Annotated in this window: 24 protein-coding genes; 23 read left to right on the top strand and 1 reads right to left on the bottom strand. The window is 71.2% G+C overall.

Annotated elements, in window-relative coordinates; all coding sequences use genetic code 11:
• Positions 1–7: 7 nt before the first annotated feature.
• From ACFYQQ_RS36950 to nusB, 12 genes are all read left to right on the top strand, one after another.
• Positions 8–346, top strand: coding sequence for a DUF6167 family protein (locus tag ACFYQQ_RS36950; RefSeq protein WP_355782080.1), 339 nt, complete (start codon positions 8–10; stop codon positions 344–346).
• Positions 346–3,018 carry an alanine--tRNA ligase gene (gene alaS / locus ACFYQQ_RS36945; protein WP_355782083.1) on the top strand — a complete coding sequence of 891 codons (2,673 nt, stop codon included), beginning with the start codon at positions 346–348 and terminating at the stop codon, positions 3,016–3,018. The genes ACFYQQ_RS36950 and alaS overlap by 1 nt, the downstream gene beginning before the upstream one ends.
• A gap of 9 nt (positions 3,019–3,027) precedes the next feature.
• On the top strand, positions 3,028–3,492 hold the full coding sequence (gene ruvX, locus ACFYQQ_RS36940) for a Holliday junction resolvase RuvX (protein WP_355782086.1): 465 nt from the start codon (positions 3,028–3,030) through the stop codon (positions 3,490–3,492).
• A 123-nt stretch (positions 3,493–3,615) separates the two neighbouring features.
• Entirely contained in the window at positions 3,616–5,391 is a 1,776-nt protein-coding gene (gene mltG, locus ACFYQQ_RS36935) for an endolytic transglycosylase MltG (RefSeq protein WP_355782089.1), read from the top strand.
• Positions 5,388–6,224, top strand: a complete 837-nt coding sequence (locus ACFYQQ_RS36930; protein WP_355782092.1) for a shikimate dehydrogenase — start codon at positions 5,388–5,390, stop codon at positions 6,222–6,224. The genes mltG and ACFYQQ_RS36930 overlap by 4 nt, the downstream gene beginning before the upstream one ends.
• Before the next feature lie 175 nt (positions 6,225–6,399).
• A complete protein-coding gene (gene aroC, locus ACFYQQ_RS36925) occupies positions 6,400–7,584 on the top strand; it encodes a chorismate synthase (RefSeq protein ID WP_355782094.1) in 1,185 nt (394 codons plus the stop codon).
• Complete coding sequence (locus tag ACFYQQ_RS36920) at positions 7,581–8,099, top strand: shikimate kinase (RefSeq protein WP_355782097.1); 519 nt, start codon at positions 7,581–7,583, stop codon at positions 8,097–8,099. Before aroC ends, ACFYQQ_RS36920 begins: the two co-directional genes overlap by 4 nt.
• The gene (gene aroB, locus ACFYQQ_RS36915) at positions 8,096–9,187 is read left to right on the top strand and encodes a 3-dehydroquinate synthase (RefSeq protein ID WP_355782100.1); all 1,092 of its coding nucleotides are present in this window, start codon (positions 8,096–8,098) and stop codon (positions 9,185–9,187) included. Before ACFYQQ_RS36920 ends, aroB begins: the two co-directional genes overlap by 4 nt.
• Before the next feature lie 285 nt (positions 9,188–9,472).
• Positions 9,473–10,354 (top strand): Pro-rich N-terminal domain-containing protein, encoded by an 882-nt coding sequence (locus ACFYQQ_RS36910; RefSeq protein ID WP_355782103.1) that lies wholly within the window; start codon positions 9,473–9,475, stop codon positions 10,352–10,354.
• 125 nt (positions 10,355–10,479) lie between these two features.
• On the top strand, positions 10,480–11,586 hold the full coding sequence (locus ACFYQQ_RS36905; RefSeq protein WP_356166530.1) for an aminopeptidase P family protein: 1,107 nt from the start codon (positions 10,480–10,482) through the stop codon (positions 11,584–11,586).
• Positions 11,587–11,632: 46 nt separating this feature from the next.
• On the top strand, positions 11,633–12,199 hold the full coding sequence (efp, locus tag ACFYQQ_RS36900) for an elongation factor P (protein ID WP_355795589.1): 567 nt from the start codon (positions 11,633–11,635) through the stop codon (positions 12,197–12,199).
• 2 nt (positions 12,200–12,201) lie between these two features.
• A complete protein-coding gene (gene nusB, locus ACFYQQ_RS36895; protein ID WP_355795591.1) occupies positions 12,202–12,636 on the top strand; it encodes a transcription antitermination factor NusB in 435 nt (144 codons plus the stop codon).
• Between the two features lie 250 nt (positions 12,637–12,886).
• On the opposite strand, the gene bldD is transcribed toward nusB, so the two are convergent.
• Positions 12,887–13,387: a transcriptional regulator BldD gene (gene bldD, locus ACFYQQ_RS36890; RefSeq protein ID WP_067366005.1), complete on the bottom strand. Its 501-nt coding sequence runs from the start codon at positions 13,385–13,387 to the stop codon at positions 12,887–12,889.
• A gap of 245 nt (positions 13,388–13,632) precedes the next feature.
• Here bldD and pyrR point away from each other — a divergent pair, with 245 nt between their 5' ends.
• The 11 genes from pyrR to rpoZ all read left to right on the top strand — a co-directional run bounded on the left by pyrR (position 13,633) and on the right by rpoZ (position 25,215).
• Positions 13,633–14,223 (top strand): bifunctional pyr operon transcriptional regulator/uracil phosphoribosyltransferase PyrR, encoded by a 591-nt coding sequence (pyrR, locus tag ACFYQQ_RS36885; RefSeq protein ID WP_355779202.1) that lies wholly within the window; start codon positions 13,633–13,635, stop codon positions 14,221–14,223.
• 85 nt (positions 14,224–14,308) lie between these two features.
• The gene (locus ACFYQQ_RS36880; RefSeq protein ID WP_355779199.1) at positions 14,309–15,343 is read left to right on the top strand and encodes an aspartate carbamoyltransferase catalytic subunit; all 1,035 of its coding nucleotides are present in this window, start codon (positions 14,309–14,311) and stop codon (positions 15,341–15,343) included.
• A gap of 5 nt (positions 15,344–15,348) precedes the next feature.
• Positions 15,349–16,635, top strand: coding sequence for a dihydroorotase (locus tag ACFYQQ_RS36875; RefSeq protein ID WP_355779196.1), 1,287 nt, complete (start codon positions 15,349–15,351; stop codon positions 16,633–16,635).
• Positions 16,632–17,255, top strand: coding sequence for a hypothetical protein (locus tag ACFYQQ_RS36870; RefSeq protein WP_356166523.1), 624 nt, complete (start codon positions 16,632–16,634; stop codon positions 17,253–17,255). The genes ACFYQQ_RS36875 and ACFYQQ_RS36870 overlap by 4 nt, the downstream gene beginning before the upstream one ends.
• A complete protein-coding gene (gene carA, locus ACFYQQ_RS36865; RefSeq protein ID WP_355780889.1) occupies positions 17,252–18,394 on the top strand; it encodes a glutamine-hydrolyzing carbamoyl-phosphate synthase small subunit in 1,143 nt (380 codons plus the stop codon). The genes ACFYQQ_RS36870 and carA overlap by 4 nt, the downstream gene beginning before the upstream one ends.
• The gene (carB, locus tag ACFYQQ_RS36860; RefSeq protein WP_356166520.1) at positions 18,387–21,695 is read left to right on the top strand and encodes a carbamoyl-phosphate synthase large subunit; all 3,309 of its coding nucleotides are present in this window, start codon (positions 18,387–18,389) and stop codon (positions 21,693–21,695) included. Before carA ends, carB begins: the two co-directional genes overlap by 8 nt.
• A gap of 55 nt (positions 21,696–21,750) precedes the next feature.
• Entirely contained in the window at positions 21,751–22,857 is a 1,107-nt protein-coding gene (locus ACFYQQ_RS36855; protein WP_355780883.1) for a quinone-dependent dihydroorotate dehydrogenase, read from the top strand.
• Positions 22,854–23,696: an orotidine-5'-phosphate decarboxylase gene (gene pyrF, locus ACFYQQ_RS36850; protein ID WP_355780880.1), complete on the top strand. Its 843-nt coding sequence runs from the start codon at positions 22,854–22,856 to the stop codon at positions 23,694–23,696. Before ACFYQQ_RS36855 ends, pyrF begins: the two co-directional genes overlap by 4 nt.
• Positions 23,697–23,984: 288 nt before the next feature.
• A complete protein-coding gene (locus ACFYQQ_RS36845; RefSeq protein WP_010988268.1) occupies positions 23,985–24,308 on the top strand; it encodes an integration host factor in 324 nt (107 codons plus the stop codon).
• Between the two features lie 38 nt (positions 24,309–24,346).
• Positions 24,347–24,904, top strand: a complete 558-nt coding sequence (gene gmk / locus ACFYQQ_RS36840; RefSeq protein WP_355780877.1) for a guanylate kinase — start codon at positions 24,347–24,349, stop codon at positions 24,902–24,904.
• 38 nt (positions 24,905–24,942) lie between these two features.
• Complete coding sequence (gene rpoZ / locus ACFYQQ_RS36835) at positions 24,943–25,215, top strand: DNA-directed RNA polymerase subunit omega (RefSeq protein WP_019059732.1); 273 nt, start codon at positions 24,943–24,945, stop codon at positions 25,213–25,215.
• Positions 25,216–25,351 lie beyond the last annotated feature (136 nt).

Here is a 25,351-nt window from a genome sequence, read left to right as displayed (position 1 = left end):
CGCAGCGATGTTCCGCCGTACGTTCTGGTTCACCGCGGGCGCAGCCGCCGGCGTGTGGGCCACCACCAAGGTCAACCGCAAGATCAGGCAGCTGACGCCCGAGAGCCTCGCGGCACAGGCCGCGAACAAGGCGATCGAAGCGGGCCACCGGCTCAAGGACTTCGCGCTCGACGTCCGCGAGGGCATGGCCCAGCGCCAGGCCGAACTCGACGAGGCACTCGGGCTGAACGCCGAGACGGACCCCGAGCTGCCCGCACCGCGGCGCGTCGCCGCCATCGAGAACCGCAGCAACCCCAAGTACGTCGAGAGGTCGACGTACTCGTACAACCGGAATGAGGACCACTGATGGAGTCGGCCGAGATTCGCCGCCGCTGGTTGAGCTTCTTCGAGGAGCGCGGTCACACCGTCGTCCCTTCGGCGTCGCTCATCGCGGACGACCCGACTCTGCTCCTGGTCCCCGCGGGCATGGTCCCCTTCAAGCCGTACTTCCTCGGTGAGGTCAAGCCGCCGTTCTCGCGCGCCACCAGCGTGCAGAAGTGCGTGCGCACGCCCGACATCGAAGAGGTCGGCAAGACCACCCGCCACGGCACCTTCTTCCAGATGTGCGGCAACTTCTCCTTCGGCGACTACTTCAAGGAAGGCGCCATCACCTACGCCTGGGAGCTGCTCACCTCGCCCCAGGACAAGGGCGGTTACGGGCTCGACCCGGAGCGCCTATGGGTGACCGTCTACCTCGACGACGACGAGGCCGAGAAGATCTGGCGCGAGAAGATCGGCGTGCCGGCCGAGCGCATCCAGCGCCTCGGCAAGAAGGACAACTACTGGTCCATGGGCGTCCCCGGACCCTGCGGCCCGTGTTCCGAGATCAACTACGACCGCGGCCCCGAGTTCGGCGTCGAGGGCGGCCCGGCCGTCAACGACGAGCGCTACGTGGAGATCTGGAACCTGGTCTTCATGCAGTACGAGCGCGGCGAGGGCACCTCGAAGGAGGACTTCGAGATCCTCGGCGAGCTGCCCAGCAAGAACATCGACACCGGCCTCGGCCTGGAACGCCTCGCGATGATTCTGCAGGACGTGCAGAACATGTACGAGATCGACACCTCCATGGCGGTCATCAGGAAGGCCACTGAGCTGACCGGCGTCGAGTACGGCGCCGCCCACGGCTCCGACGTCTCGCTGCGCGTGGTCACCGACCACATGCGCACCTCCGTCATGCTCATCGGCGACGGCGTCAGCCCCGGCAACGAGGGCCGCGGCTACGTGCTGCGCCGCATCATGCGCCGCGCCATCCGCAACATGCGGCTGCTCGGCGCCACCGGCCCGGTCGTCAAGGACCTCATCGACGTCGTCATCGAGATGATGGGGCAGCAGTACCCGGAGCTCGTCTCCGACCGCCGGCGCATCGAGACCGTCGCCCTCGCCGAGGAGGCCGCGTTCCTCAAGGCCCTCAAGGGCGGCACCAACATCCTCGACACTGCCGTCACCGAGACCAAGTCCGCCGGCGGCACCGTGCTCTCCGGCGACAAGGCCTTCCTGCTCCACGACACCTGGGGCTTCCCCATCGACCTCACCCTGGAGATGGCCGCCGAACAGGGCCTGTCCGTGGACGAGGACGGCTTCCGCCGCCTGATGAAGGAGCAGCGGGAGCGCGCCAAGGCCGACGCCCAGGCCAAGAAGACCGGCCACGCCGACCTCGGTGCCTACCGCGAGATCGCCGACGCCGCCGGCGAGACCGAGTTCGTCGGGTACACGCAGACCGAGGGCGAGTCCACGATCGTCGGCATCCTGGTCGACGGCGCCTCCTCGCCGGCCGCCACCGAGGGCGACGAGGTCGAGATCGTCCTGGACCGCACGCCGTTCTACGCCGAGGGCGGTGGCCAGATCGGCGACACCGGCCGCATCCGGGTGGACACCGGCGCCGTGATCGAGGTCCGCGACTGCCAGAAGCCGGTCCCCGGGGTCTACGTCCACAAGGGCGTCGTCCAGGTCGGCGAGGTGACGGTCGGCGCCAAGGCCCAGGCCACGATCGACGTGCGCCGCCGCAAGTCCATCGCCCGCGCCCACTCGGCCACGCACCTCACCCACCAGGCGCTGCGCGACGCCCTCGGCCCGACGGCCGCCCAGGCCGGTTCCGAGAACCAGCCCGGCCGCTTCCGCTTCGACTTCGGTTCCCCGTCGGCCGTGCCCACGGCCGTGATGACCGACGTCGAGCAGCAGATCAACGAGGTGCTCGCCCGCGACCTGGACGTGCACGCCGAGGTCATGGGCATCGACGAGGCCAAGAAGCAGGGCGCCATCGCCGAGTTCGGCGAGAAGTACGGCGAGCGCGTGCGCGTCGTGACCATCGGCGACTTCTCCAAGGAGCTGTGCGGCGGCACGCACGTCCACAACACGGCCCAGCTCGGCCTGGTCAAGCTGCTCGGCGAGTCGTCCATCGGCTCCGGCGTACGGCGCATCGAGGCCCTCGTGGGCGTCGACGCGTACAACTTCCTGGCCCGTGAGCACACGGTCGTCGCCCAGCTCCAGGAGCTGGTCAAGGGCCGCCCCGAGGAGCTCCCCGAGAAGATCTCCGCCATGCTCGGCAAGCTGAAGGACGCGGAGAAGGAGATCGAGAAGTTCCGCGCGGAGAAGGTGCTCCAGGCCGCCGCCGGTCTCGCCGAGTCCGCCAAGGACGTCCACGGCATCGCGCTGGTGACCGGGCAGGTCCCGGACGGCACGAGCGCCGACGACCTGCGCAGGCTGGTCCTCGACGTGCGCGGGCGCATCCAGGGCGGACGGGCCGTCGTCGTCGCCCTGTTCAGCACCGTGGGCGGCAAGCCGCTCACGGTCATCGCCACCAACGAGGCGGCCCGCGAGCGCGGCCTCAAGGCCGGCGAGCTGGTCCGCGCGGCCGCCAAGACCCTCGGCGGCGGCGGTGGCGGCAAGCCGGACGTCGCCCAGGGCGGCGGCCAGAACCCGGCCGCCATCGGCGAGGCCGTCGGCGCCGTCGAGCGCCTCGTCGCCGAGACGGCCAAGTAGGGCCGGCCGATGCGCAGAGGACGCCGGCTCGCGATCGACGTCGGGGACGCCCGCATCGGGGTCGCCTCGTGCGACCCCGACGGGATCCTCGCGACCCCGGTGGAGACGGTGCCGGGACGCGATGTCCCGGCGGCACAGCGCCGGTTGAGGCAGCTCGTCGACGAGTACGAGCCGATCGAGGTCGTGGTCGGACTCCCTCGCTCCCTCAAGGGGGGCGAGGGCCCCGCCGCGGTCAAGGTCCGCGCCTTCGCCGAGGAGCTCGCCCGGGGGATCGCACCCGTCGCGGTGCGGCTCCTCGACGAGAGAATGACCACGGTGACGGCTACTCAGGGACTGCGCGCCTCGGGCGTGAAGTCCAAGAAGGGCCGGTCCGTCATCGACCAGGCGGCGGCCGTCGTCATCCTCCAGCAGGCCCTGGAGTCCGAACGGGCGTCAGGCACGGCGCCCGGCGAGGGCGTCGAAGTGGTCATCTGATCGCGATACGGTAACGTTCCGCGCGATGCGGCGGTGTTCGAACAGCCGCCGCACAGCGAAAGAGGCGAACGGGAGCCGTGCCACAAGCGCCAGCAGCCACCGCCTCGCGGCTCTAGGGGATCGATGACTGAGTATGGCCGGGGCCCAGGCTCCGAACCGTGGCATCCGGAGGACCCGTTGTACGGGGACGGCGGATGGGGAGGACAGGCCCACGAGGGTCAGTCCCCCTACGGCGGCCAGCCACAGCACCATCCGCAGCAGCCGCAGCAGGGCGACTGGGGCACCGGCCAGGCGACGTACCAGGGCCAGCAGGGCCAGCAGCAGTACGGCGGTCAGGGGCACTACCCCGACCAGAACCAGCAGCAGTACGGGCAGCAGCAGTACGACCAGGGCGGGCAGCAGTTCCAGGGCCAGGGCGGGCCGTACCCGGACCAGGGGCAGCAGTACCCCGGCCAGGATCAGCAGCAGTACGCCGGCCAGGGCCAGGCGCAGGGTTACGACAACGGCGGTTACACCACCGGAGCGCACCCCCAAGTCCCGTACCCCGGCGACCCGGTCGACCCGTACGCGGGCCAGCCGGCCGCGTATCCCGGCGGCGAGCAGCCCGACTTCTACCAGACGCCCGACGCGTACCCGCCGCCCGAGCCGCCCGCCCGGCGCCGTGCCGAACCCGAGCCGCAGACGGACTGGGACCCGGGACCCGACCAGGGCGAGCACGCCTTCTTCGCGGGTGACGACGACTCCGACGGCGACACGGACGACACCGGCCGCGGCGGGCGCGGGGACCGGCGGGGCCGCGGCGGCGGCAAGGACCGCAAGCGGCGCAGCGGATGCGCCTGCCTCGTGGTCGTCCTGGTCTTCGGCGGCGGCCTCGGCGGTGTCGGATATTTCGGGTACCAGTTCTACCAGAACCGTTTCGGCTCGGCGCCGGACTACGCGGGCGACGGCACGGGCGAGAAGGTCACGGTCGTCATCCCCAAGGGCGCCCTCGGCTACGCGATCGGGCAGAAGCTGAAGGACGCGGACGTCGTCAAGAGCGTCGACGCCTTCGTCACCGCCCAGTCGAACAACCCCGACGGCGGCCAGATCCAGGCGGGCTCCTACCTGCTCAACAAGCAGATGTCCGCCGAGAGCGCCGTCGCACTGATGCTCGACCCGAAGAGCCGGAACAACCTCACGGTGTTCGAGGGCGAGCGCAACGCCCAGGTCTACGCGGCGGTCGACAAGGCCCTCGAACTCAAGAAGGGCACGACCAAGGGCGTCGCAGAGAAGCAGTGGTCCGACCTCGGCCTGCCGTCCTGGGCGAACACGGGCAAGGACATCAAGGACCCGCTGGAAGGATTCCTCTACCCGTCGACCTATCCGGTGGCCAAGAGCATGAAGCCCAAGGAGGTCCTGGAGCAGATGGTCGACCTGGCCAAGGAGAAGTACGCCGAGCTGGGCATCGAGGCCAAGGCCGACGACCTGGACCTGAAGAACCCCCTGCAGGTCCTCACGGTCGCGAGCCTGGTCCAGGCCGAGGGCAAGTACAAGCACGACTTCGAGAAGGTCGCGACGGTCGTCTACAACCGTCTGAAGCCGGACAACACCGAGACCTACGGCCTCCTCGACTTCGACTCGACAGTGAACTACCTCCGCGGGGAGTCCAAGCTCGCCACCGGCTCCGTCAACGAGCTGCGCCAACTCAAGGACCCGTACAACACCTACAAGATCAAGGGGCTGCCGCCCGGGCCGATCGGCAACCCCGGTCAGGTCGCCATCGAGGCGGCGCTCAAGCCCGCCAAGGGCAACTGGTACTACTTCGTCTCCGTCAGCGAGGACAAGACGCTGTTCGCGGAGACGAACGAGGAGCAGAACCGCAACCGCGAGAAGTACCTCGACGAACAGAAGGGCCAATGAGCGGCACCGGTGGCGGGCGCAGAGCGGGCGTCCTGGGTTCCCCGATCGCGCACTCCCTCTCCCCGGTCCTGCACCGGGCCGCGTACGCGCGGCTCGGACTCGACGGCTGGTCCTACGACCGGTTCGAGGTGGACGAGGAGACGCTGCCCGAGTTCGTCGGGAAGCTCGGCCCGGAGTGGGCGGGACTGTCGCTGACCATGCCGCTCAAGCGGGCGGTCATCCCGCTGCTGGACGAGATCAGCGAGACGGCCGCCTCCGTCGAGACGGTGAACACGGTCGTGTTCACCGAGGACGGGCGGCGCGTCGGCGACAACACCGACATCCCCGGGATGGTCGCCGCCCTGCGCGAGCGGGGCATCGAGCAGGTCGACTCGGCGGCCGTGCTCGGCGCCGGCGCCACCGCCTCCTCCGCGCTGGCCGCGCTGGCACGGGTGTGCACCGGCGAGGTCGTCGCGTACGTGCGCAGCGCGGCCCGGGCCGCCGAGATGCGGCAGTGGGGCGAGCGGCTCGGCCTCGACGTGCGGACCGCGGACTGGGCGGACGCCGCGCAGGCCCTGCGCGCGCCCCTGGTGATCGCCACCACCCCGGCGGGCACCACGGACGCGCTGGCCGCCGCCGTGCCCGAACGGCCCGCCACGCTGTTCGACGTGCTGTACGACCCCTGGCCCACCGATCTCGCCGCCCGCTGGTCGGCGTACGGCGGTGCCGTGGTCAGCGGGCTCGACCTGCTCGTGCACCAGGCGGTGCTCCAGGTCCAGCAGATGACCGGGCGTTCCCCCGCGCCGCTGGACGCCATGCGCAAGGCGGGCGAGCACGCCCTCGCGGGCCGCTGAGGCGCCCACGCGTCCCCGGAGCCGTCCGCCTGATGGACCTGCGGCCGGTGCCCGCCGCCGGACGTGGGAGGATCGGAGGTGGCGGGCCAGGGCCGCGCACCCGGTCGCGCCGTCGCCGTACGCGAGGACGCGTGTACGCAGCAGCAGTACCAGGGCGCGAGCATGAGGAGCACCGTTGAGCAGGTTGCGCTGGCTGACCGCGGGGGAGTCCCACGGTCCCGCACTTGTCGCGACGCTGGAGGGACTTCCCGCCGGCGTACCGATCACCACGGACATGGTGGCGGACCATCTCGCCCGGCGGCGCCTCGGCTATGGACGCGGTGCCCGGATGAAGTTCGAGCGTGACGAGGTCACCTTCCTGGGCGGCGTCCGGCACGGCCTCACCCTCGGCTCGCCCGTCGCGATCATGGTGGGCAACACCGAGTGGCCCAAGTGGGAGCAGGTCATGGCGGCCGACCCGGTCGCCCCGGAGATCCTCGCCGACCTGGCCCGCAACGCCCCGCTGACCCGGCCCCGGCCCGGCCACGCGGACCTCGCGGGCATGCAGAAGTACGGCTTCGACGAGGCCCGGCCGATCCTGGAGCGCGCCTCCGCGCGGGAGACCGCGGCCCGGGTGGCCCTCGGCGCCGTGGCCCGCTCGTACCTGAAGGAGACGGCCGGGATCGAGATCGTCAGCCACGTGACCGAGCTGGCGGGCGCCAAGGCGCCGTACGGGGTGTACCCCACGCCCGCCGACGTGGAGCGGCTGGACGCCGACCCGGTGCGCTGCCTCGACGCCGACGCCTCGAAGGCGATGGTCGCGGAGATCGACCAGGCCCACAAGGACGGCGACACCCTGGGCGGCGTCGTCGAGGTGCTCGCCTACGGCGTACCGGTCGGGCTCGGCTCGCACGTCCACTGGGACCGGCGGCTCGACGCCCGGCTCGCCGCCGCGCTCATGGGCATTCAGGCCATCAAGGGCGTCGAGGTCGGCGACGGCTTCGACCTGGCGCGGGTGCCCGGCTCCCAGGCGCACGACGAGATCGTCCACACCGAGGACGGCATCCGCCGCTCCACCGGCCGCTCCGGCGGCACCGAGGGCGGCCTGACGACCGGTGAACTGCTGCGCGTACGGGCCGCGATGAAGCCCATCGCGACCGTGCCGCGCGCCCTGGCCACCATCGACGTGGCCACCGGCGAGGCCGCCAAGGCCCACCACCAGCGCTCGGACGTGTGCGCGGTCCCGGCCGCCGGCATCGTCGCCGAGGCCATGGTGGCGCTCGTCCTGGCCGACGCCGTGGCCGAGAAGTTCGGCGGCGACAGCGTCCCCGAGACCCGCCGCAACGTGACCTCGTACCTCGAGAACCTGGCCATCCGGTGAGCCCCGCGCCCCTGGTCGTGCTGGTGGGACCGATGGGCGTCGGCAAGTCCACGGTGGGCGCGCTGCTCGCCGGGCGGCTGGGCTGCGCCTACCGGGACACCGACGACGACATCGTGGCCGCCGAGGGCCGCACCGTCGCCGACATCTTCGTCGACGAGGGCGAGGCGGCCTTCCGTGCCGTGGAGAAGCGCGCGGTGCACCGGGCGCTCGCCGAGCACGACGGCGTTCTGGCGCTCGGCGGAGGCGCGATCCTCGACGAGGAGACGCGGACGCTGCTCGCCGGACACCGGGTCGTCTACCTCTCGATGGACGTCGAGGAGGCGGTCCAGCGCACCGGGCTGAACACCGCGCGCCCGCTGCTCGCGGTCAACCCGCGCCGGCAGTGGCGCGAGCTGATGGAGGCCCGCCGCCACCTGTACACCGAAGTGGCCGGCGCGGTGATCGCCACCGACGGCCGCACCCCCGAAGAGGTCGCCCAGGCGGTCCTCGACGCACTGGAGTTGAAGGAAGCATGAGCGAGGCAGTGACCCGGATCCACGTCGGCGGCACGGCGGGCACCGACCCCTACGAGGTCCTGGTCGGCCGCCAACTCCTCGAAGAGCTCGGCGGTCTGATCGGCGAGGGCACCAAGCGCGTCGCGGTCATCCACCCCGAGGCGCTTGCCGACACCGGTGAGGCGCTGCGCGCCGACCTGGCCGGGCAGGGCTTCGAGGCGATCGCCATCCAGGTGCCGAACGCCGAGGAGGCCAAGACCGCCGAGGTCGCCGCGTACTGCTGGAAGGCGCTGGGCACCTCCGGCTTCACCCGCACCGACGTCATCGTGGGCGTGGGCGGCGGCGCCACCACCGACCTCGCCGGATTCGTCGCCGCGACCTGGCTGCGCGGCGTGCGCTGGATCGCGATCCCGACCACCGTGCTCGGCATGGTGGACGCGGCGGTCGGCGGCAAGACCGGCATCAACACCGCCGAGGGCAAGAACCTGGTCGGCGCCTTCCACCCGCCCGCCGGGGTGCTCTGCGACCTGGCCGCGCTGGACTCCCTGCCGGTCCACGACTTCGTGTCGGGACTCGCGGAGGTCATCAAGGCCGGCTTCATCGCCGACCCCGCGATCCTCGAGCTCATCGAGGCCGACCCGCAGGCGGCCCGCACCCCGGCCGGACCGCACACCGCCGAACTCATCGAGCGCTCGATCAGGGTGAAGGCCGAGGTCGTCTCCGGGGACCTCAAGGAGTCCGGGCTCCGCGAGATCCTCAACTACGGGCACACCCTGGCCCACGCCATCGAGAAGAACGAGCGCTACCAGTGGCGCCACGGTGCGGCCGTCTCCGTCGGCATGCACTTCGCCGCCGAACTCGGCCGGCTGGCGGGCCGCCTGGACGACGCCACCGCCGACCGGCACCGGACGATCCTCCAGGCGGTGGGCCTGCCGCTGCACTACCGCTACGACCAGTGGCCCAAGCTGCTGCAGAACATGAAGGTCGACAAGAAGTCCCGCGGCGACCTGCTGCGCTTCATCGTCCTGGACGGCCTGGCCAAGCCGACCGTCCTGGAGGGCCCCGACCCGGCCGTCCTGCTCGCCGCCTACGGCGAGGTGGGCGAGTAGTTCCACTCCGGACCGGTTGGTCCGGTCCGGCTCCGCACACGGGCACTCCGGGCCGTCCCCGGCCGTTCACACAACGGCGGCCGGGGACGGTACCGTTCGGTACGGAGCGGGGTTCGGGCCCCGCTGCCAGCGCCAATTGCCTGCGGCGAGCGAGTTCGAAGGCGTGTCGGTGTCGAGGGGGAGAGCGCCAGGACCCGCGGGTCCTGCCGCGGCCGGGCTTCCGGAAGTCGACGCGGGCGCCCCGGAGGCGAGCGAGCCGAAAGACACGAGACGGAGTGGCACCGGATGCAGCACGCAGTGGGGGCTCCGCTGCCGCCGCCCCATCAGCCGGGGCACGGACCGGCCGCCGGCTGGTCATCTGCCGGACAGCACCCGGGACCCGGTCCCGGACCCGCGCCCGCCCCGGGCTTCGCCGGAGCGCCCGTACCTCCCGGGGTCGGTGCGCCCGTACCCCCAGGGGTCCCGCCGGCCCAGGCCCCGCACCAGCCCCCGGCGCACCACGTGCCCGCACCGCCCCCGAGGGACACCACCGGCCATGTGCAGTTGCCCCCGGGCGGCCCCGTGGCCATGCCGTCCCCGCCGCCCGCCCCGGGCACCCCCGACCCGGCCGCCACCACGCTCGCGGTCCTGCTCATCGGCCCGGCCGGCGCGGGCAAGACCAGCGTCGCCAAGTACTGGGCGGAGCACCGCCGGGTCCCCACGGCCCACATCAGCCTGGACGACGTGCGCGAGTGGGTCCGCTCGGGCTTCGCGGACCCCCAGTCGGGGTGGAACGACCACTCCGAGGCGCAGTACCGCCTGGCCCGCCGGACCTGCGGCTTCGCCGCACGGAACTTCCTGGCCAACGGCATCTCCTGCATCCTCGACGACGCCGTGTTCCCCGACCGCCCGGTCGTCGGCCTCGGTGGCTGGAAGCGGCACGTGGGACCGGGCCTGCTGCCGGTCGTCCTGCTGCCCGGCCTGGAGATCGTCCTGGAGCGCAACGCCGAGCGCTCCGGCAACCGCCGCCTCAGCGACGAGGAGGTCGCCCGCATCCACGGCCGGATGGCCGGCTGGTACGGCTCCGGGCTGCCGATCATCGACAACTCGCAGCTCGACGTACCGGCCACCGCGCGGATCCTGGACGACGTCCTGGCCCGCTCGATCGCGAGCCCGCCCCAGTGGTGACCTGCGGCGCCTGAGGACGCCCCGGCCCCGCCGGCGTCCCGTGCGCCGCCGCGGGCGGGCATGACCGCCGCCCGGTCGGCCCCGCTGGACCGGCGGTATCCGGCCACCGCTCGTAGGCTCGGAACATGTCAGAGGTGTACGCGGTACGCCGCGAGCGGCTCCGGGAACGCAGCACGGCGGGCGGCAGCGCCGCGGCGCTCGTCACCCGCCCGGCCAACGTGCGGTATCTCGCGGGTACGGCACCGGAGGGCGCCGTCCTGCTGCTCGGCAGATCCGAGGACCTGCTGCTCTGCGCCTCCCTGCCGAGCGGCGACCCCGTGGAGGGGCGGCCCGACGAGGCGCTGCGGGTGCAGCTGCTCCCGGCGCCCGGCGGGGACGCGGCGGTCACGGCGGCCGGCCTCGCCCTCGAGCAGGGGGCGGAGTCCCTCGCGGTCGAGGAACACCACCTGACGGTGCGGCGGCACCGCGCCCTCGCCTCGGTGGCCCCCCGGCTGCGGCTGGCGGACCTGGGCGGCGCGGTGGAGCAGCTGCGCGTCGTCAAGGACGAGGAGGAGATCTCCTGCCTGCGGATCGGCGCCGAGATCGCCGACCAGGCCCTGGGCGAACTCCTCGAATCCATCCTGGTGGGCCGCACCGAACGCCACCTCGCGCTGGAGCTGGAGCGCCGTCTCGTCGACCACGGCGCCGACGGCCGGGCGTTCGCGACCTCCGTCGCCACCGGGCCGAACTCCGGGCGCCGGGGCCACCGGCCCACCGACCGACGGGTCGAGGAGGGCGACTTCCTCTCCGTCTGCCTGGGCGCCGTGTACCGCGGCTACCGCTGCGAGATCGGCCGGACGTTCGTCATCGGGACCTCTCCCGCGGACTGGCAGATCGAGCTGTACGACCTCGTCTTCGCCGCTCAGCGCGCCGGACGCGAGGCGCTGGCGCCCGGTGCGGCCTACCGCGACGTGGACCGCGCGGCCCGCCAGGTACTGGACTCCGCGGGGTACACCGAGGGCCTTCCGGCGATGACCGGGCACGGTGTCGGGCTCGAAATCGACGAGGACCCGCAGTTGGCCCCCGCGGCCATGGGTAAACTGGACGCTTGCGTGCCGGTCACCGTCGAACCGGGGGTCCACCTTCCGGGCCGGGGCGGTGTCAGGATCGATGACACGCTCGTCGTGCGCCACGAGGCGGACGGCGGACCCGAACTGCTCACCATCACGACCAAGGAGCTGCTCGCGCTGTAGCGCGTGTCTTCTGGTCGTCCACGTCAGTCCAGGAGATTCCGCAACCGTGGCTTCCACGAACGACCTCAAGAACGGCCTGGTGCTCAAGCTCGAAGGCGGCCAGCTCTGGTCCGTCGTCGAGTTCCAGCACGTCAAGCCCGGCAAGGGCCCGGCCTTCGTGCGCACCAAGCTGAAGAACGTGCTCTCCGGCAAGGTCGTCGACAAGACGTTCAACGCCGGCGTCAAGGTCGAGACGGCCACGATCGACAAGCGCGACATGCAGTTCTCGTACATGGACGGCGAGTACTTCGTCTTCATGGACATGGGCACGTACGACCAGCTCATGGTCGACCGCAAGTCCGTCGGCGACGCCGCCAACTTCCTGATCGAGGGCTTCACCGCCACCGTCGCGCAGCACGAGGGCGAGGTGCTCTTCGTCGAGCTGCCGGCCGCCGTCGAGCTGACCATCCAGGAGACCGAGCCCGGTGTCCAGGGCGACCGCTCCACCGGTGGCACCAAGCCCGCCACCCTGGAGACCGGCCACCAGATCCAGGTGCCCCTCTTCATCACCACCGGTGAGAAGATCAAGGTCGACACCCGTACGAGCGACTACCTCGGCCGGGTGAACAGCTAACCGTGGCTGCCCGCAACACGGCCCGCAAGCGCGCCTTCCAGATCCTCTTCGAGGGCGACCAGCGCGATGTGGACGTCCTGACGGTCCTCGCGGACTGGATCCGGCACTCCCGGTCCGACACCCGGCAGCCGCCGGTCAGCGAGTACACGATGCAGCTGGTCGAGGGGTACGCCGAGAAGGCCCGCCGGATCGACGACCTCCTCGCGCAGTACTCCGTCGGCTGGACCCTCGACCGGATGCCGGTCGTGGACCGCAACGTCCTGCGTCTCGGTGCCTACGAGCTGATCTGGGTCGACGAGACCCCCGACGCCGTGGTGCTGGACGAGGCGGTCCAGCTGGCGAAGGAGTTCTCCACGGACGAGTCGCCCGCGTTCATCAACGGCCTGCTGGGCCGGCTGAAGGACCTGAAGCCGTCGCTCCGCCGGGACGAGGCCTAGCACCGGCGGTTCCGCCGGAGCGAGACCTGGTCGTACGGCGCCGGATGACGACGTACGAAACGCCGGAGGGCCCGCAGCGCACCCGCTGCGGGCCCTCCGGCGTTCCTGTGCCCCCCTGAGCCCTCGCGGGAGCCCGGTGGCCCGCCGGTGCCCCCGGGGCCCGCGCGGCGCGCAGAAAGCCGCCGGGGTGGCCGGAACGATGTGTTCCGGCCACCCCGGCGGCACGTTTCTTCACAAGCGGGGGAAGGGATCAGCCTTCGTCGTGGGAGACCGCGCGGCGCGCGTCCGCGTCCAGCACGCCCCAGCTGATCAGCTGCTCGGTGAGCACCGACGGCGACTGGTCGTAGATGACGGCGAGTGTGCGCAGGTCGTCCTGGCGGATCGACAGCACCTTGCCGTTGTAGTCACCGCGCTGGGACTGGATCGTGGCCGCGTACCGCTGGAGCGGGCCCGCCTTCTCGGCCGGCACGTGAGCCAGGCGCTCCAGGTCCAGGACCAGCTTCGGCGGCGGCTCGGCGGCCCCGCCCGGCGTGGTGCCCGGAAGCAGCTCCTGCACGGGGACCCCGTAGAAGTCCGCCAGCTCGGCGAGACGCTGCACGGTGACGGCGCGGTCGCCGCGCTCGTACGAACCGACCACGACTGCCTTCCAGCGGCCCTGGGACTTCTCCTCGACGCCGTGGAGGGAAAGTCCCTGCTGGGTGCGGATGGCGCGGAGCTTGGCCCCGAGCTGTTTGGCGTATTCGCTGGACATATAGCTCCCCGGACGCTGTATCAACGTGCGGCTCCGCCGCGCGGCTGGTGACTCACTGTGAGGTTACGCAGCGTTACTCTCCCCCGTCAAGCCGAAAGGTCCGTACCCGCCCCTCCCCGGCAGCCGCCGTACGGGTGATTCCGCGGGTGTGATCAGGCGCGTTGCCTTGCTGGTACCGTGGGTGGCGCAAATCCGACGTCCTTTAATGATCCGTCCCGTGAGGCGGAGAAGGAGGTCCGTTTCGTATGGACACCGAGCAGGACAAGCAGCAGTACGAGTCCGATGCGCGGCCCGTTCTCGAGGGTCCCGACATCGCGCGGGTGCTGACCCGCATCGCCCACGAGATCGTCGAACGCGCCAAGGGCGCCGACGACGTGGTGCTCCTCGGCATTCCCACCCGGGGCGTCTTCCTGGCCCGCAGGCTGGCCGACAAGCTCGCGGCGATCACCGGCCGCACGATCCCGGTCGGCTCCCTCGACATCACCATGTACCGCGACGACCTGCGCATGCACCCGCCGCGTGCGCTGGCCCGCACCGAGATCCCCGGTGACGGCATCGACGGCCGGCTGGTCGTCCTCGTCGACGACGTGCTCTTCTCCGGCCGCACCATCCGCGCCGCCCTCGACGCGCTGAACGACATCGGGCGTCCGCGCGCCGTGCAGCTGGCGGTCCTCGTCGACCGCGGCCACCGCGAACTGCCCATCCGCGCCGACTACGTCGGCAAGAACCTCCCCACGTCGCTGCGGGAGACGGTCAAGGTCCAGCTCGCCGAGGAGGACGGTCGCGACACCGTGCTGCTCGGTGTGAAGCGGACCTCCCCGGCCGGCGAGCAGTAGTCCCACTCAGCGGTACGTCCCCTGAGTGCGCCTCCGCGCGCCCGTATGCCCCCATATGCCTGAACTGCCTTACGGAGCCTGACAGATGCAGCGTCATCTCATCTCGGCCGCCGATCTCACCCGCGACGACGCCGTGCTCATCCTCGACACCGCCGAGGAAATGGCCCGGGTCGCCGACCGGCCGATCAAGAAGCTGCCGACCCTGCGCGGCCGCACCGTCGTCAACCTCTTCTTCGAGGACTCCACCCGCACCCGGATCTCCTTCGAGGCCGCCGAGAAGCGGCTCTCGGCGGACGTCATCAACTTCACCGCCAAGGGGTCGAGCGTCTCCAAGGGCGAGTCCCTGAAGGACACCGCCCAGACCCTGGAGGCCATGGGCGTCGACGCGGTCGTCATCCGGCACGGCGCCTCCGGGGCCCCGTACCGCCTCGCCACCTCCGGCTGGATCGACGCGGCCGTGATCAACGCGGGCGACGGCACCCACCAGCACCCCACGCAGGCCCTGCTCGACGCGTTCACCATGCGCCGCCGGCTCGTCGGCCGGGACGCCGGACTCGGCAGGGACCTGGCGGGCCGGCGCATCACGCTGGTCGGCGACATCCTGCACAGCCGGGTCGCCCGCTCCAACGTCGACCTGCTGCACACCCTGGGCGCCGAGGTCACCCTGGTCGCCCCGCCGACGCTGCTGCCCATCGGCGTCGAGTCCTGGCCCTGCGAGGTCTCCTACGACCTCGACAGCACGCTGTCCAAGTCCGACGCGGTGATGATGCTGCGCGTCCAGCGCGAGCGCATGAACGCGGCCTTCTTCCCGACCGAGCGCGAGTACTCGCGTCGCTACGGCCTCGACGGCGACCGGATGGCGAAGATGCCGGAGCACGCCATCGTGATGCACCCCGGCCCGATGGTCCGCGGCATGGAAATCACCGCCGCGGTCGCCGACTCCGACCGGTGCACGGCGATCGAGCAGGTGACGAACGGCGTGTCCATCCGCATGGCGGTGCTGTACCTGCTGCTGGGCGGCAACGAGCCCGCCGTCACCCACACCCGCCCGCCCGTCTCCCACCCCCACCCTTCCAGCGAGCGCTCCGCGCACACCCTTTCCGCGGACGAGGAGAAGTAAGACAGATGAGCAAGATCCTTATTCGCGGTGCGAAGGTGCTCGGCGGCGAGCCGCAGGACGTGCTGATCGACGGCGAGACCATCGCCGAGGTCGGCACCGGCCTCAGCGCCGAGGGCGCCGAGGTCGTGGAGGCGGAGGGCCGGGTGCTGCTGCCGGGCCTCGTCGACCTGCACACCCACCTGCGCGAGCCGGGCCGCGAGGACTCCGAGACCGTGCTCACCGGCACCCGGGCCGCAGCGAGCGGCGGCTACACCTCGGTGTTCGCCATGGCCAACACCTTCCCGGTCGCCGACACCGCCGGCGTCGTCGAGCAGGTCTACCGGCTCGGCCAGGAGGGCGGCTACTGCGACGTGCAGCCCATCGGCGCCGTCACCGTCGGCCTGGAGGGCAAGAAGCTCGCCGAGCTGGGCGCGATGCACGAGTCCGCGGCCGGCGTCACGGTCTTCTCCGACGACGGCAAGTGCGTCGACGACGCCGTGATCATGCGCCGTGCCCTGGAGTACGTGAAGGCCTTCGGCGGCGTCGTCGCCCAGCACGCCCAGGAGCCCCGGCTGACCGAGGGCGCCCAGATGAACGAGGGCGTCGTCTCCGCCGAGCTGGGCCTCGGCGGCTGGCCCGCCGTCGCCGAGGAGTCGATCATCGCCCGGGACGTGCTGCTCGCCGAGCACGTCGGCTCCCGCGTCCACATCTGCCACCTGTCGACCGCCGGCTCCGTCGAGATCGTCCGCTGGGCCAAGTCCCGCGGCATCGACGTCACCGCCGAGGTCACCCCGCACCACCTGCTCCTCACCGACGAGCTGGTGCGCAGCTACAACCCGGTCTTCAAGGTCAACCCGCCGCTGCGCACCGAGCGTGACGTGCTCGCCCTGCGCGAGGCGCTCGCCGACGGCACCATCGACATCGTCGCCACCGACCACGCCCCGCACCCGCACGAGGACAAGGACTGCGAGTGGGCCGCGGCGGCCATGGGCATGGTCGGCCTGGAGACCGCCCTCTCCGTCGTCCAGCAGACGATGGTGGAGACCGGCCTGCTCGACTGGGCCGGCGTCGCCGACCGCATGTCCGTCAAGCCCGCCGTGATCGGCCGGGCCACCGGCCACGGACGTCCCGTCTCGGCAGGTGAGCCCGCCAACCTCACGCTGGTCGACACGGAATACCGTGGAGCCGTGGACCCCGCGGGCTTCGCCTCGCGCAGCCGCAACACTCCGTACGAGGGCCGCGAGCTGCCGGGCCGTGTGACGCACACGTGGCTGCGGGGCCGGGCCACGCTCGTCGACGGGAAGCTCGCGTGACATCTCTGCAACCGACCTATATCGCCGCCGGACAGAAGTCGGCGGAGGTGACCGACTGGGCCGCCCGGATCGGCTGGCTCGTCGGCCTCGTCCTCTTCGTCGCGCTGGTCTACTGGCTGATGCGCGAGGGCTGGAAGTGGCGCGGCACCCTCCAGGGCGACCTGCCCGAGCTGCCGACCCGCCCGGCGCCCGCCGCCCCCGACGAGGACGGCCCGCGGCTGCCTGGAATGCCGACCGGCCCCGGTCCGGCGAGACTGACGATGAGCGGCCGCTACCACGGTTCCACCACCGCCGGGCAGTGGCTCGACCGCATCGTGGCGCACGGCCTGGGCACCCGCAGCAGGGTCGAGCTCACGCTGACGGACGCGGGACTGGACGTCGTACGCCCCGGGGCCACCGACTTCTTCGTCCCGGCCGGAGCACTGCGCGAGGCCCGGCTCGACAAGGGCATCGCCGGCAAGGTCCTCACCGAGGGCGGCCTGCTCGTCGTCACCTGGGCCCACGGCGACCGGCTGATCGACTCCGGGTTCCGCTCGGACCGCGCGGCCGAACACAACGAGTGGGTCGACACCCTGAACGCCATGATCAACAAGAGCAACGACACGGAAGGCGCACGATGACGACCTCCACAAGGGAAGCCGCGAAGGTTTCCGCCGTACTCGTCCTGGAGGACGGCCGGATCTTCCGCGGCCGTGCCTACGGGGCCGTGGGGGAGACCTTCGGCGAAGCGGTGTTCTCCACCGGCATGACCGGCTACCAGGAGACCCTCACCGACCCGTCGTACCACCGCCAGGTCGTCGTCATGACGGCCCCGCACGTGGGCAACACCGGCATCAACGACGAGGACCCCGAGTCGAAGCGGATCTGGGTCGCCGGATACGTGGTGCGCGACCCCGCGCGCGTGCCCTCCAACTGGCGCTCCCGCCGCTCCCTGGACGACGAGCTGCGCGCCCAGGGCGTCGTCGGCATCAGCGGCATCGACACCCGCGCGCTCACCCGCCACCTGCGCGAGCGCGGCGCCATGCGCGTCGGCATCTTCTCCGGCAACGCGCTGCCCGACGAGGGCACGATGATCGCCGAGGTGCGCCAGGCCCCCGAGATGAAGGGCGCCAGCCTCTTCGAGGAGGTCGCCACCCAGGAGACCTACGTCGTCCCGGCCGTCGGCGAGAAGAAGTTCACCGTCGCCGCCGTCGACCTCGGCATCAAGGGCATGACCCCGCACCGGATGGCCGAGCGCGGCATCGAGGTGCACGTGCTGCCCGCCACCGCGACCGCCGAGGAGCTCTACGCCGTCCAGCCGGACGGGGTGTTCTTCTCCAACGGCCCCGGCGACCCCGAGAAGGCCGACCAGCCCGTCGCCCTGATGCGCGAGGTCCTCAGCCGCAAGACCCCGCTCTTCGGCATCTGCTTCGGCAACCAGATCCTCGGCCGCGCCCTCGGCTTCGGCACCTACAAGCTGAAGTACGGCCACCGCGGCATCAACCAGCCGGTGCAGGACCGTACGACCGGCAAGGTCGAGGTCACCGCGCACAATCACGGGTTCGCCGTCGACGCCCCGCTCGACCGGGTCTCCGAGACCCCCTTCGGCCGCGCCGAGGTCTCCCACGTCTGCCTGAACGACCAGGTCGTCGAGGGACTCCAGCTCCTCGACCAGCCGGCCTTCAGCGTCCAGTACCACCCCGAAGCGGCAGCCGGCCCGCACGACGCCGCCTACCTGTTCGACCGCTTCGTATCCCTGATGGAGGGCCAGCGTGCCTAAGCGCACCGATATCCAGTCCGTCCTGGTCATCGGCTCCGGCCCGATCGTCATCGGCCAGGCCGCCGAGTTCGACTACTCCGGCACCCAGGCGTGCCGCGTGCTCAAGGCCGAGGGCCTGCGCGTGATCCTCGTCAACTCCAACCCGGCGACGATCATGACCGACCCGGAGATCGCCGACGCGACCTACGTCGAGCCGATCACCCCGGAGTTCGTCGAGAAGATCATCGCCAAGGAGCGCCCGGACGCGCTGCTGCCGACGCTCGGCGGCCAGACCGCCCTCAACACCGCGATCTCCATGCACGAGCAGGGTGTGCTGGAGAAGTACGGCGTCGAGCTGATCGGCGCCAACGTCGAGGCCATCAACAAGGGCGAGGACCGCGACCTCTTCAAGGACGTCGTCGAAGAGGTCCGCAAGAAGATCGGCCACGGCGAGTCCGCCCGCTCGGTCATCTGCCACTCCATGGACGACGTGCTCCAGGGCGTCGAGACGCTCGGCGGCTACCCCGTCGTCGTCCGCCCCTCCTTCACCATGGGCGGCGCCGGCTCCGGCTTCGCCCACGACGAGGACGAGCTGCGCCGCATCGCCGGCCAGGGCCTGACGCTCTCCCCGACCACCGAGGTGCTCCTGGAGGAGTCCATCCTCGGCTGGAAGGAGTACGAGCTGGAGCTGATGCGCGACAAGAACGACAACGTCGTGGTCGTCTGCTCCATCGAGAACTTCGACCCCATGGGCGTCCACACCGGCGACTCGATCACCGTCGCCCCGTCGATGACGCTGACCGACCGCGAGTACCAGCGGCTGCGCGACATCGGCATCGCGATCATCCGCGAGGTCGGCGTCGACACCGGCGGCTGCAACATCCAGTTCGCGGTGAACCCCGAGGACGGGCGGATCATCGTCATCGAGATGAACCCGCGTGTGTCGCGCTCCTCGGCCCTCGCCTCCAAGGCCACCGGCTTCCCGATCGCCAAGATCGCCGCCAAGCTGGCCGTCGGCTACACCCTGGACGAGATCCCGAACGACATCACGGAGAAGACGCCGGCCTCCTTCGAGCCGACGCTCGACTACGTCGTCGTCAAGGCGCCCCGGTTCGCCTTCGAGAAGTTCCCCTCCGCGGACTCCACCCTCACCACCACCATGAAGTCGGTCGGCGAGGCCATGGCCATCGGCCGCAACTTCACCGAGGCGCTCCAGAAGGCGCTGCGCTCCCTGGAGAAGAAGGGCTCGCAGTTCACCTTCGTCGGCGAGCCCGGCGACAAGAAGCAGCTCCTCGAAGAGGCCGTCCGGCCGACCGACGGGCGCATCAACACCGTCATGCAGGCCATCCGCGCCGGAGCCACCCCGGAGGAGGTCTTCGACGCGACGAAGATCGACCCGTGGTTCGTGGACCAGATGTTCCTGATCAAGGAGATCGCGGACGAGCTGGCCGCCGCCGACCGGCTGGACCAGGACCTGCTCGCCGAGGCCAAGCGGCACGGCTTCTCCGACGCCCAGATCGCCGAGATCCGCGGCCTGCGCGAGGACGTCGTCCGCGAGGTCCGGCACGCCCTCGGTGTCCGCCCGGTCTACAAGACGGTCGACACCTGCGCCGCCGAGTTCGCCGCGAAGACGCCGTACTTCTACTCCTCCTACGACGAGGAGACCGAGGTCGCGCCCCGCGAGAAGCCCGCGGTCGTCATCCTCGGCTCCGGCCCGAACCGCATCGGCCAGGGCATCGAGTTCGACTACTCCTGCGTCCACGCGTCCTTCGCGCTCAGCGACGCCGGCTACGAGACCGTGATGGTCAACTGCAACCCGGAGACCGTCTCCACCGACTACGACACCTCCGACCGCCTGTACTTCGAGCCGCTGACGCTCGAGGACGTGCTGGAGATCGTGCACGCGGAGTCCCTCGCCGGCCCGATCGCCGGTGTCGTGGTCCAGCTCGGCGGCCAGACCCCGCTGGGCCTCGCGCAGGCGCTCAAGGACAACGGCGTACCGGTCGTGGGCACCTCGCCCGAGGCGATCCACGCCGCCGAGGACCGCGGCGCCTTCGGCCGCGTGCTCGCCGAGGCCGGCCTCCCGGCCCCCAAGCACGGCACCGCCACCACCTTCGCGGGCGCCAAGGCCATCGCCGACGAGATCGGCTACCCGGTCCTCGTCCGCCCGTCGTACGTGCTCGGCGGCCGCGGCATGGAGATCGTGTACGACGAGACGCGCCTGGAGTCGTACATCGCCGAGTCCACCGAGATCAGCCCCTCCCGGCCGGTCCTGGTCGACCGCTTCCTGGACGACGCCATCGAGATCGACGTCGACGCCCTGTACGACGGCGAGGAGCTCTACCTCGGCGGCGTCATGGAGCACATCGAGGAGGCCGGCATCCACTCCGGCGACTCGGCGTGCGCCCTGCCCCCGATCACCCTCGGCGGCTTCGACATCAAGCGGCTGCGCGCCTCCACCGAGGCCATCGCCAAGGGCGTCGGTGTCCGCGGCCTGATCAACATCCAGTTCGCCATGGCCGGGGACATCCTCTACGTCCTCGAAGCCAACCCGCGCGCCTCGCGCACCGTGCCCTTCACCTCGAAGGCGACCGCGGTGCCGCTGGCCAAGGCCGCCGCCCGCATCTCGCTCGGCGCGACCGTCGCCGAGCTGCGCGCCGAGGGCCTGCTCCCGGCGAACGGCGACGGCGGCACCCTGCCGCTCGACGCGCCGATCTCCGTCAAGGAGGCCGTCATGCCGTGGTCGCGCTTCCGTGACATCCACGGCCGCGGCGTCGACACCGTCCTCGGCCCGGAGATGCGCTCCACCGGCGAGGTCATGGGCATCGACTCGGTGTTCGGCACCGCGTACGCCAAGTCGCAGGCCGGCGCCTACGGGCCGCTGCCCACCAAGGGCCGCGCCTTCATCTCGGTCGCCAACCGCGACAAGCGCTCGATGATCTTCCCGGCGCGCGAACTCGTCGCCCACGGCTTCGAGCTGCTCGCCACGTCCGGCACCGCCGAGGTGCTCAAGCGCAACGGCCTGAACGCCACGGTCGTGCGCAAGCAGTCCGAGGGCGTCGGCCCGAACGGCGAGAAGACCATCGTCCAGCTCATCCACGACGGCCAGGTCGACCTCATCGTCAACACGCCCTACGGCACCGGCGGCCGCCTCGACGGCTACGAGATCCGCACGGCGGCCGTGGCCCGGTCCGTCCCGTGTCTGACGACGGTGCAGGCGCTCGCCGCCGCCGTCCAGGGCATCGACGCGCTCAACGGCGGCGACGTCGGCGTGCGCTCCCTGCAGGAACACGCCGAGCATCTGATCGCGGCCCGCGACTAGCAGCCCGAGGGGGACACCGGAAACGGTGTCCCCCTCTTCATGAGGACACGGAGACATGTACAAGCTCTACTTCCGCCTGGTTTTCAAGCGGATGGACCCGGAACAGGCGCACCACCTCGCCTTCCGCTGGATCCGTCTCGCCGTCCGCGTCCCCGTGCTGCGGACCTTCGTCGCGGCGGCGCTGGCCCCCCGGTACGAGGAACTGCGCACCGAGGCGTTCGGCCTGCGCATGCACGGCCCCTTCGGCCTCGCCGCCGGCTTCGACAAGAACGCGGTCGCCATCGACGGGATGGCGATGCTCGGCTTCGACCACGTCGAGATCGGCACGGTCACCGGCGAGGCGCAGCCCGGCAACCCGCGCAAGCGGCTGTTCCGCCTCGTGCCGGACCGGGCGCTCATCAACCGCATGGGCTTCAACAACGACGGCTCGGCGGCCGTCGCCGAGCGCCTGGCCGCCCGCACGCCGGTCTTCCGGACGATCGTCGGCGTCAACATCGGCAAGACCAAGGCCGTCCCGGAGGAGGAGGCCGTCGGCGACTACGTGAAGTCCGCCGAGCGGCTCGCCCGGCACGCCGACTACCTGGTCGTCAACGTCTCCTCGCCGAACACGCCCGGCCTGCGCAACCTCCAGGCCACCGAGGCCCTGCGCCCGCTGCTGAGCGCCGTCCGCGAGGCCGCCGACCGGACGGTCACCGACCGGCGGGTGCCGCTGCTCGTCAAGATCGCGCCGGACCTCGCCGACGAGGACGTCGACGCCGTCGCCGACCTCGCCGTGGAGCTCGGCCTGGACGGCATCATCGCCACCAACACCACCATCGCGCGTGAGGGGCTCGGCCTGCGGTCCGACCCCGCCCTCGTCAAGGAGACCGGCGGCCTGTCCGGCGCCCCGCTCAAGGCACGCTCCCTGGAGGTCCTGCGCCGCCTCTACGCGCGCGTGGGCGACCGGATCACCCTGGTGGGCGTCGGCGGCGTGGAGAACGCCGAGGACGCCTGGCAGCGGATCCTGGCCGGCGCCACCCTGGTCCAGGGCTACAGCGCCTTCGTCTACGAGGGCCCCTTCTGGGGGCGCGCCATCCACAAGGGTCTCGCCGCCCGCCTGCGGACGAGCCCGTACGCCACCCTCGCCGACGCGGTCGGCGCCGACGTGAGGAAGTCCGCATGACCCTGGAGCCCTTCGGCGCCCGGCTGCGCCGGTCCATGGACGACCGGGGCCCGCTGTGCGTCGGTATCGACCCGCACGCCTCCCTGCTCACCGACTGGGGCCTGAACGACGATCTCGCGGGCCTGGAGCGCTTCAGCCGCACCGTCGTCGAGGCGCTCGCCGATCGGGTCGCCGTCCTGAAGCCGCAGAGCGCTTTCTTCGAGCGGTTCGGCTCGCGCGGCGTCGCCGTCCTGGAGAAGTCCGTCGAGGAGGCGCGGGCGGCCGGCGCGCTGGTCGTGATGGACGCCAAGCGCGGCGACATCGGCTCCACCATGGCGGCGTACGCGGAGACCTTCCTGCGCAAGGACGCCCCGCTGTTCTCGGACGCGCTCACGGTGTCGCCGTACCTCGGCTACGGCTCGCTGAAGCCCGCGGTGGAGCTGGCGCGGGAGAGCGGCGCCGGGCTCTTCGTCCTCGCCCTGACCTCCAACCCGGAGGGCGGCGAGGTGCAGCACGCGGTCCGTGCGGACGGCCGCAGCGTCGGGGCGACCATGCTGGCCCACCTCGCCGCCGAGAACGCGGGAGAGACGCCCCTGGGCTCCTTCGGGGCGGTCGTGGGTGCCACGCTCGGCGATCTCTCCTCCTACGACCTGGACATCAACGGTCCGCTCCTCGCGCCCGGCATCGGCGCCCAGGGGGCCACGCCGGCCGATCTGCCGGGCGTCTTCGGCGCGGCGGTGCGCCGGGTGGTGCCGAACGTCAGCCGGGGTGTGCTGCGGCACGGACCCGACGTCGCCGCGCTCCGGAGCTCCGCGGACCGTTTCGCGGAGGAGATCCGGACGGCCGTCGCGACCGTTTGAGTCCGTCGATGAGCGTCTCTCGGCCGCCTTGAGTCTGAATACATCCTCAAATCCGGGGCGTAATGTCGGGAATGTCAGGCTCGACGGAGGCTGACCAGGACTTTTCCGCTGTTCTCGCTGACTCCGGCGGACTTGCCCGCTAGTCTCCGTCGAGTGAGGGCACCTCCCACGCCCTCCAGGCAGTGGGGGAGATCGGGCGAGCCTGTAGCCCGTGTCTCCCCAGGTGTGGGGCGACTAGGTTCCTCACCGGTCCGTATCCGACAGTTCGACATCCGAGGTGACGTAGGCGTGGCTCTTCCGCCCCTTACCCCTGAACAGCGCGCAGCCGCGCTCGAAAAGGCCGCCGCGGCTCGCCGGGAGCGGGCCGAGGTCAAGAATCGACTCAAGCACTCCGGCGCCTCCCTTCACGAGGTCATCAAGCAGGGTCAGGAGAACGACGTCATCGGCAAGATGAAGGTCTCCGCTCTCCTCGAGTCCCTGCCGGGCGTGGGCAAGGTCCGCGCCAAGCAGATCATGGAGCGACTCGGGATCTCCGAGAGCCGCCGCGTGCGGGGTCTCGGTTCCAACCAGATCGCCTCCCTGGAGCGCGAGTTCGGCAGCACCGCCGGCTGACGTTCTCGGGCACTCCTGAGAACCTGGATAATCGCTGCATGAGTGAACGTTCGCGGCTGACCGTGCTCTCCGGCCCCTCCGGGGTCGGCAAGAGCACGGTCGTCGCCCATATGCGCAAGGAACACCCCGGGGTCTGGCTCTCGGTGTCGGCGACGACCCGCAAGCCCCGCCCCGGTGAGAAGCACGGGGTCCACTACTTCTTCGTCAGCGACGAGGAGATGGACAAGCTGATCGCCAACGGCGAGCTGCTCGAATGGGCCGAGTTCGCCGGCAACCGCTACGGCACGCCGCGTGCCGCCGTGATGGAGCGGCTGGAGGCGGGCGAGGCGGTCCTCCTGGAGATCGACCTCCAGGGAGCCCGGCAGGTCCGCGAGTCCATGCGGGACGCCCAGCTGGTGTTCCTGGCCCCGCCCTCCTGGGAGGAGCTGGTGCGCAGGCTCACCGGGCGCGGCACCGAACCGCCCGAGGTCATCGAGCGCCGACTGGCCGCGGCCAAGATCGAACTGGCGGCCGAGTCCGAGTTCGACATCACCCTGGTCAACACCTCCGTCGAGGACGTGGCGCGCGAGCTGCTAGCCTTGATGAACGTTGTGTGATCTTCACTGATCTCATCCCACCTTTCGGAAGGCAGAGCGTGTCCTCTTCCATCACCGCTCCCGAGGGCATCATCAACCCTCCGATCGACGAGCTCCTCGAGGCCACCGACTCGAAGTACAGCCTGGTGATCTACGCGGCCAAGCGCGCCCGTCAGATCAACGCTTACTACTCGCAGCTCGGCGAGGGTCTCCTCGAGTACGTCGGTCCCCTCGTGGACACGCACGTCCACGAGAAGCCCCTCTCCATCGCCCTGCGCGAGATCAACGCGGGCCTGCTGACGTCCGAGGCCGTCGAGGGCCCCGCGACCTGATCGCCCGACCGCTCATCCCAGGCCCGGCAGCGTGACTGTCGGGCCTGCGGTGTGCCGGGGCGCCGGAACCGCCTCCGGGCGGTGCGGCAGCATGGAGTCGTGCTCCTCCGAGCGCGTCGTACGTTCTCTAGTGCGG

It is taken from the genome of Streptomyces sp. NPDC005496, from assembly GCF_042872045.1.
Classification (GTDB): domain Bacteria; phylum Actinomycetota; class Actinomycetes; order Streptomycetales; family Streptomycetaceae; genus Streptomyces.
The sequence above is the reverse complement of the archived record's forward strand: the minus strand, read 5'-3'. Positions and strand labels throughout refer to the sequence as shown.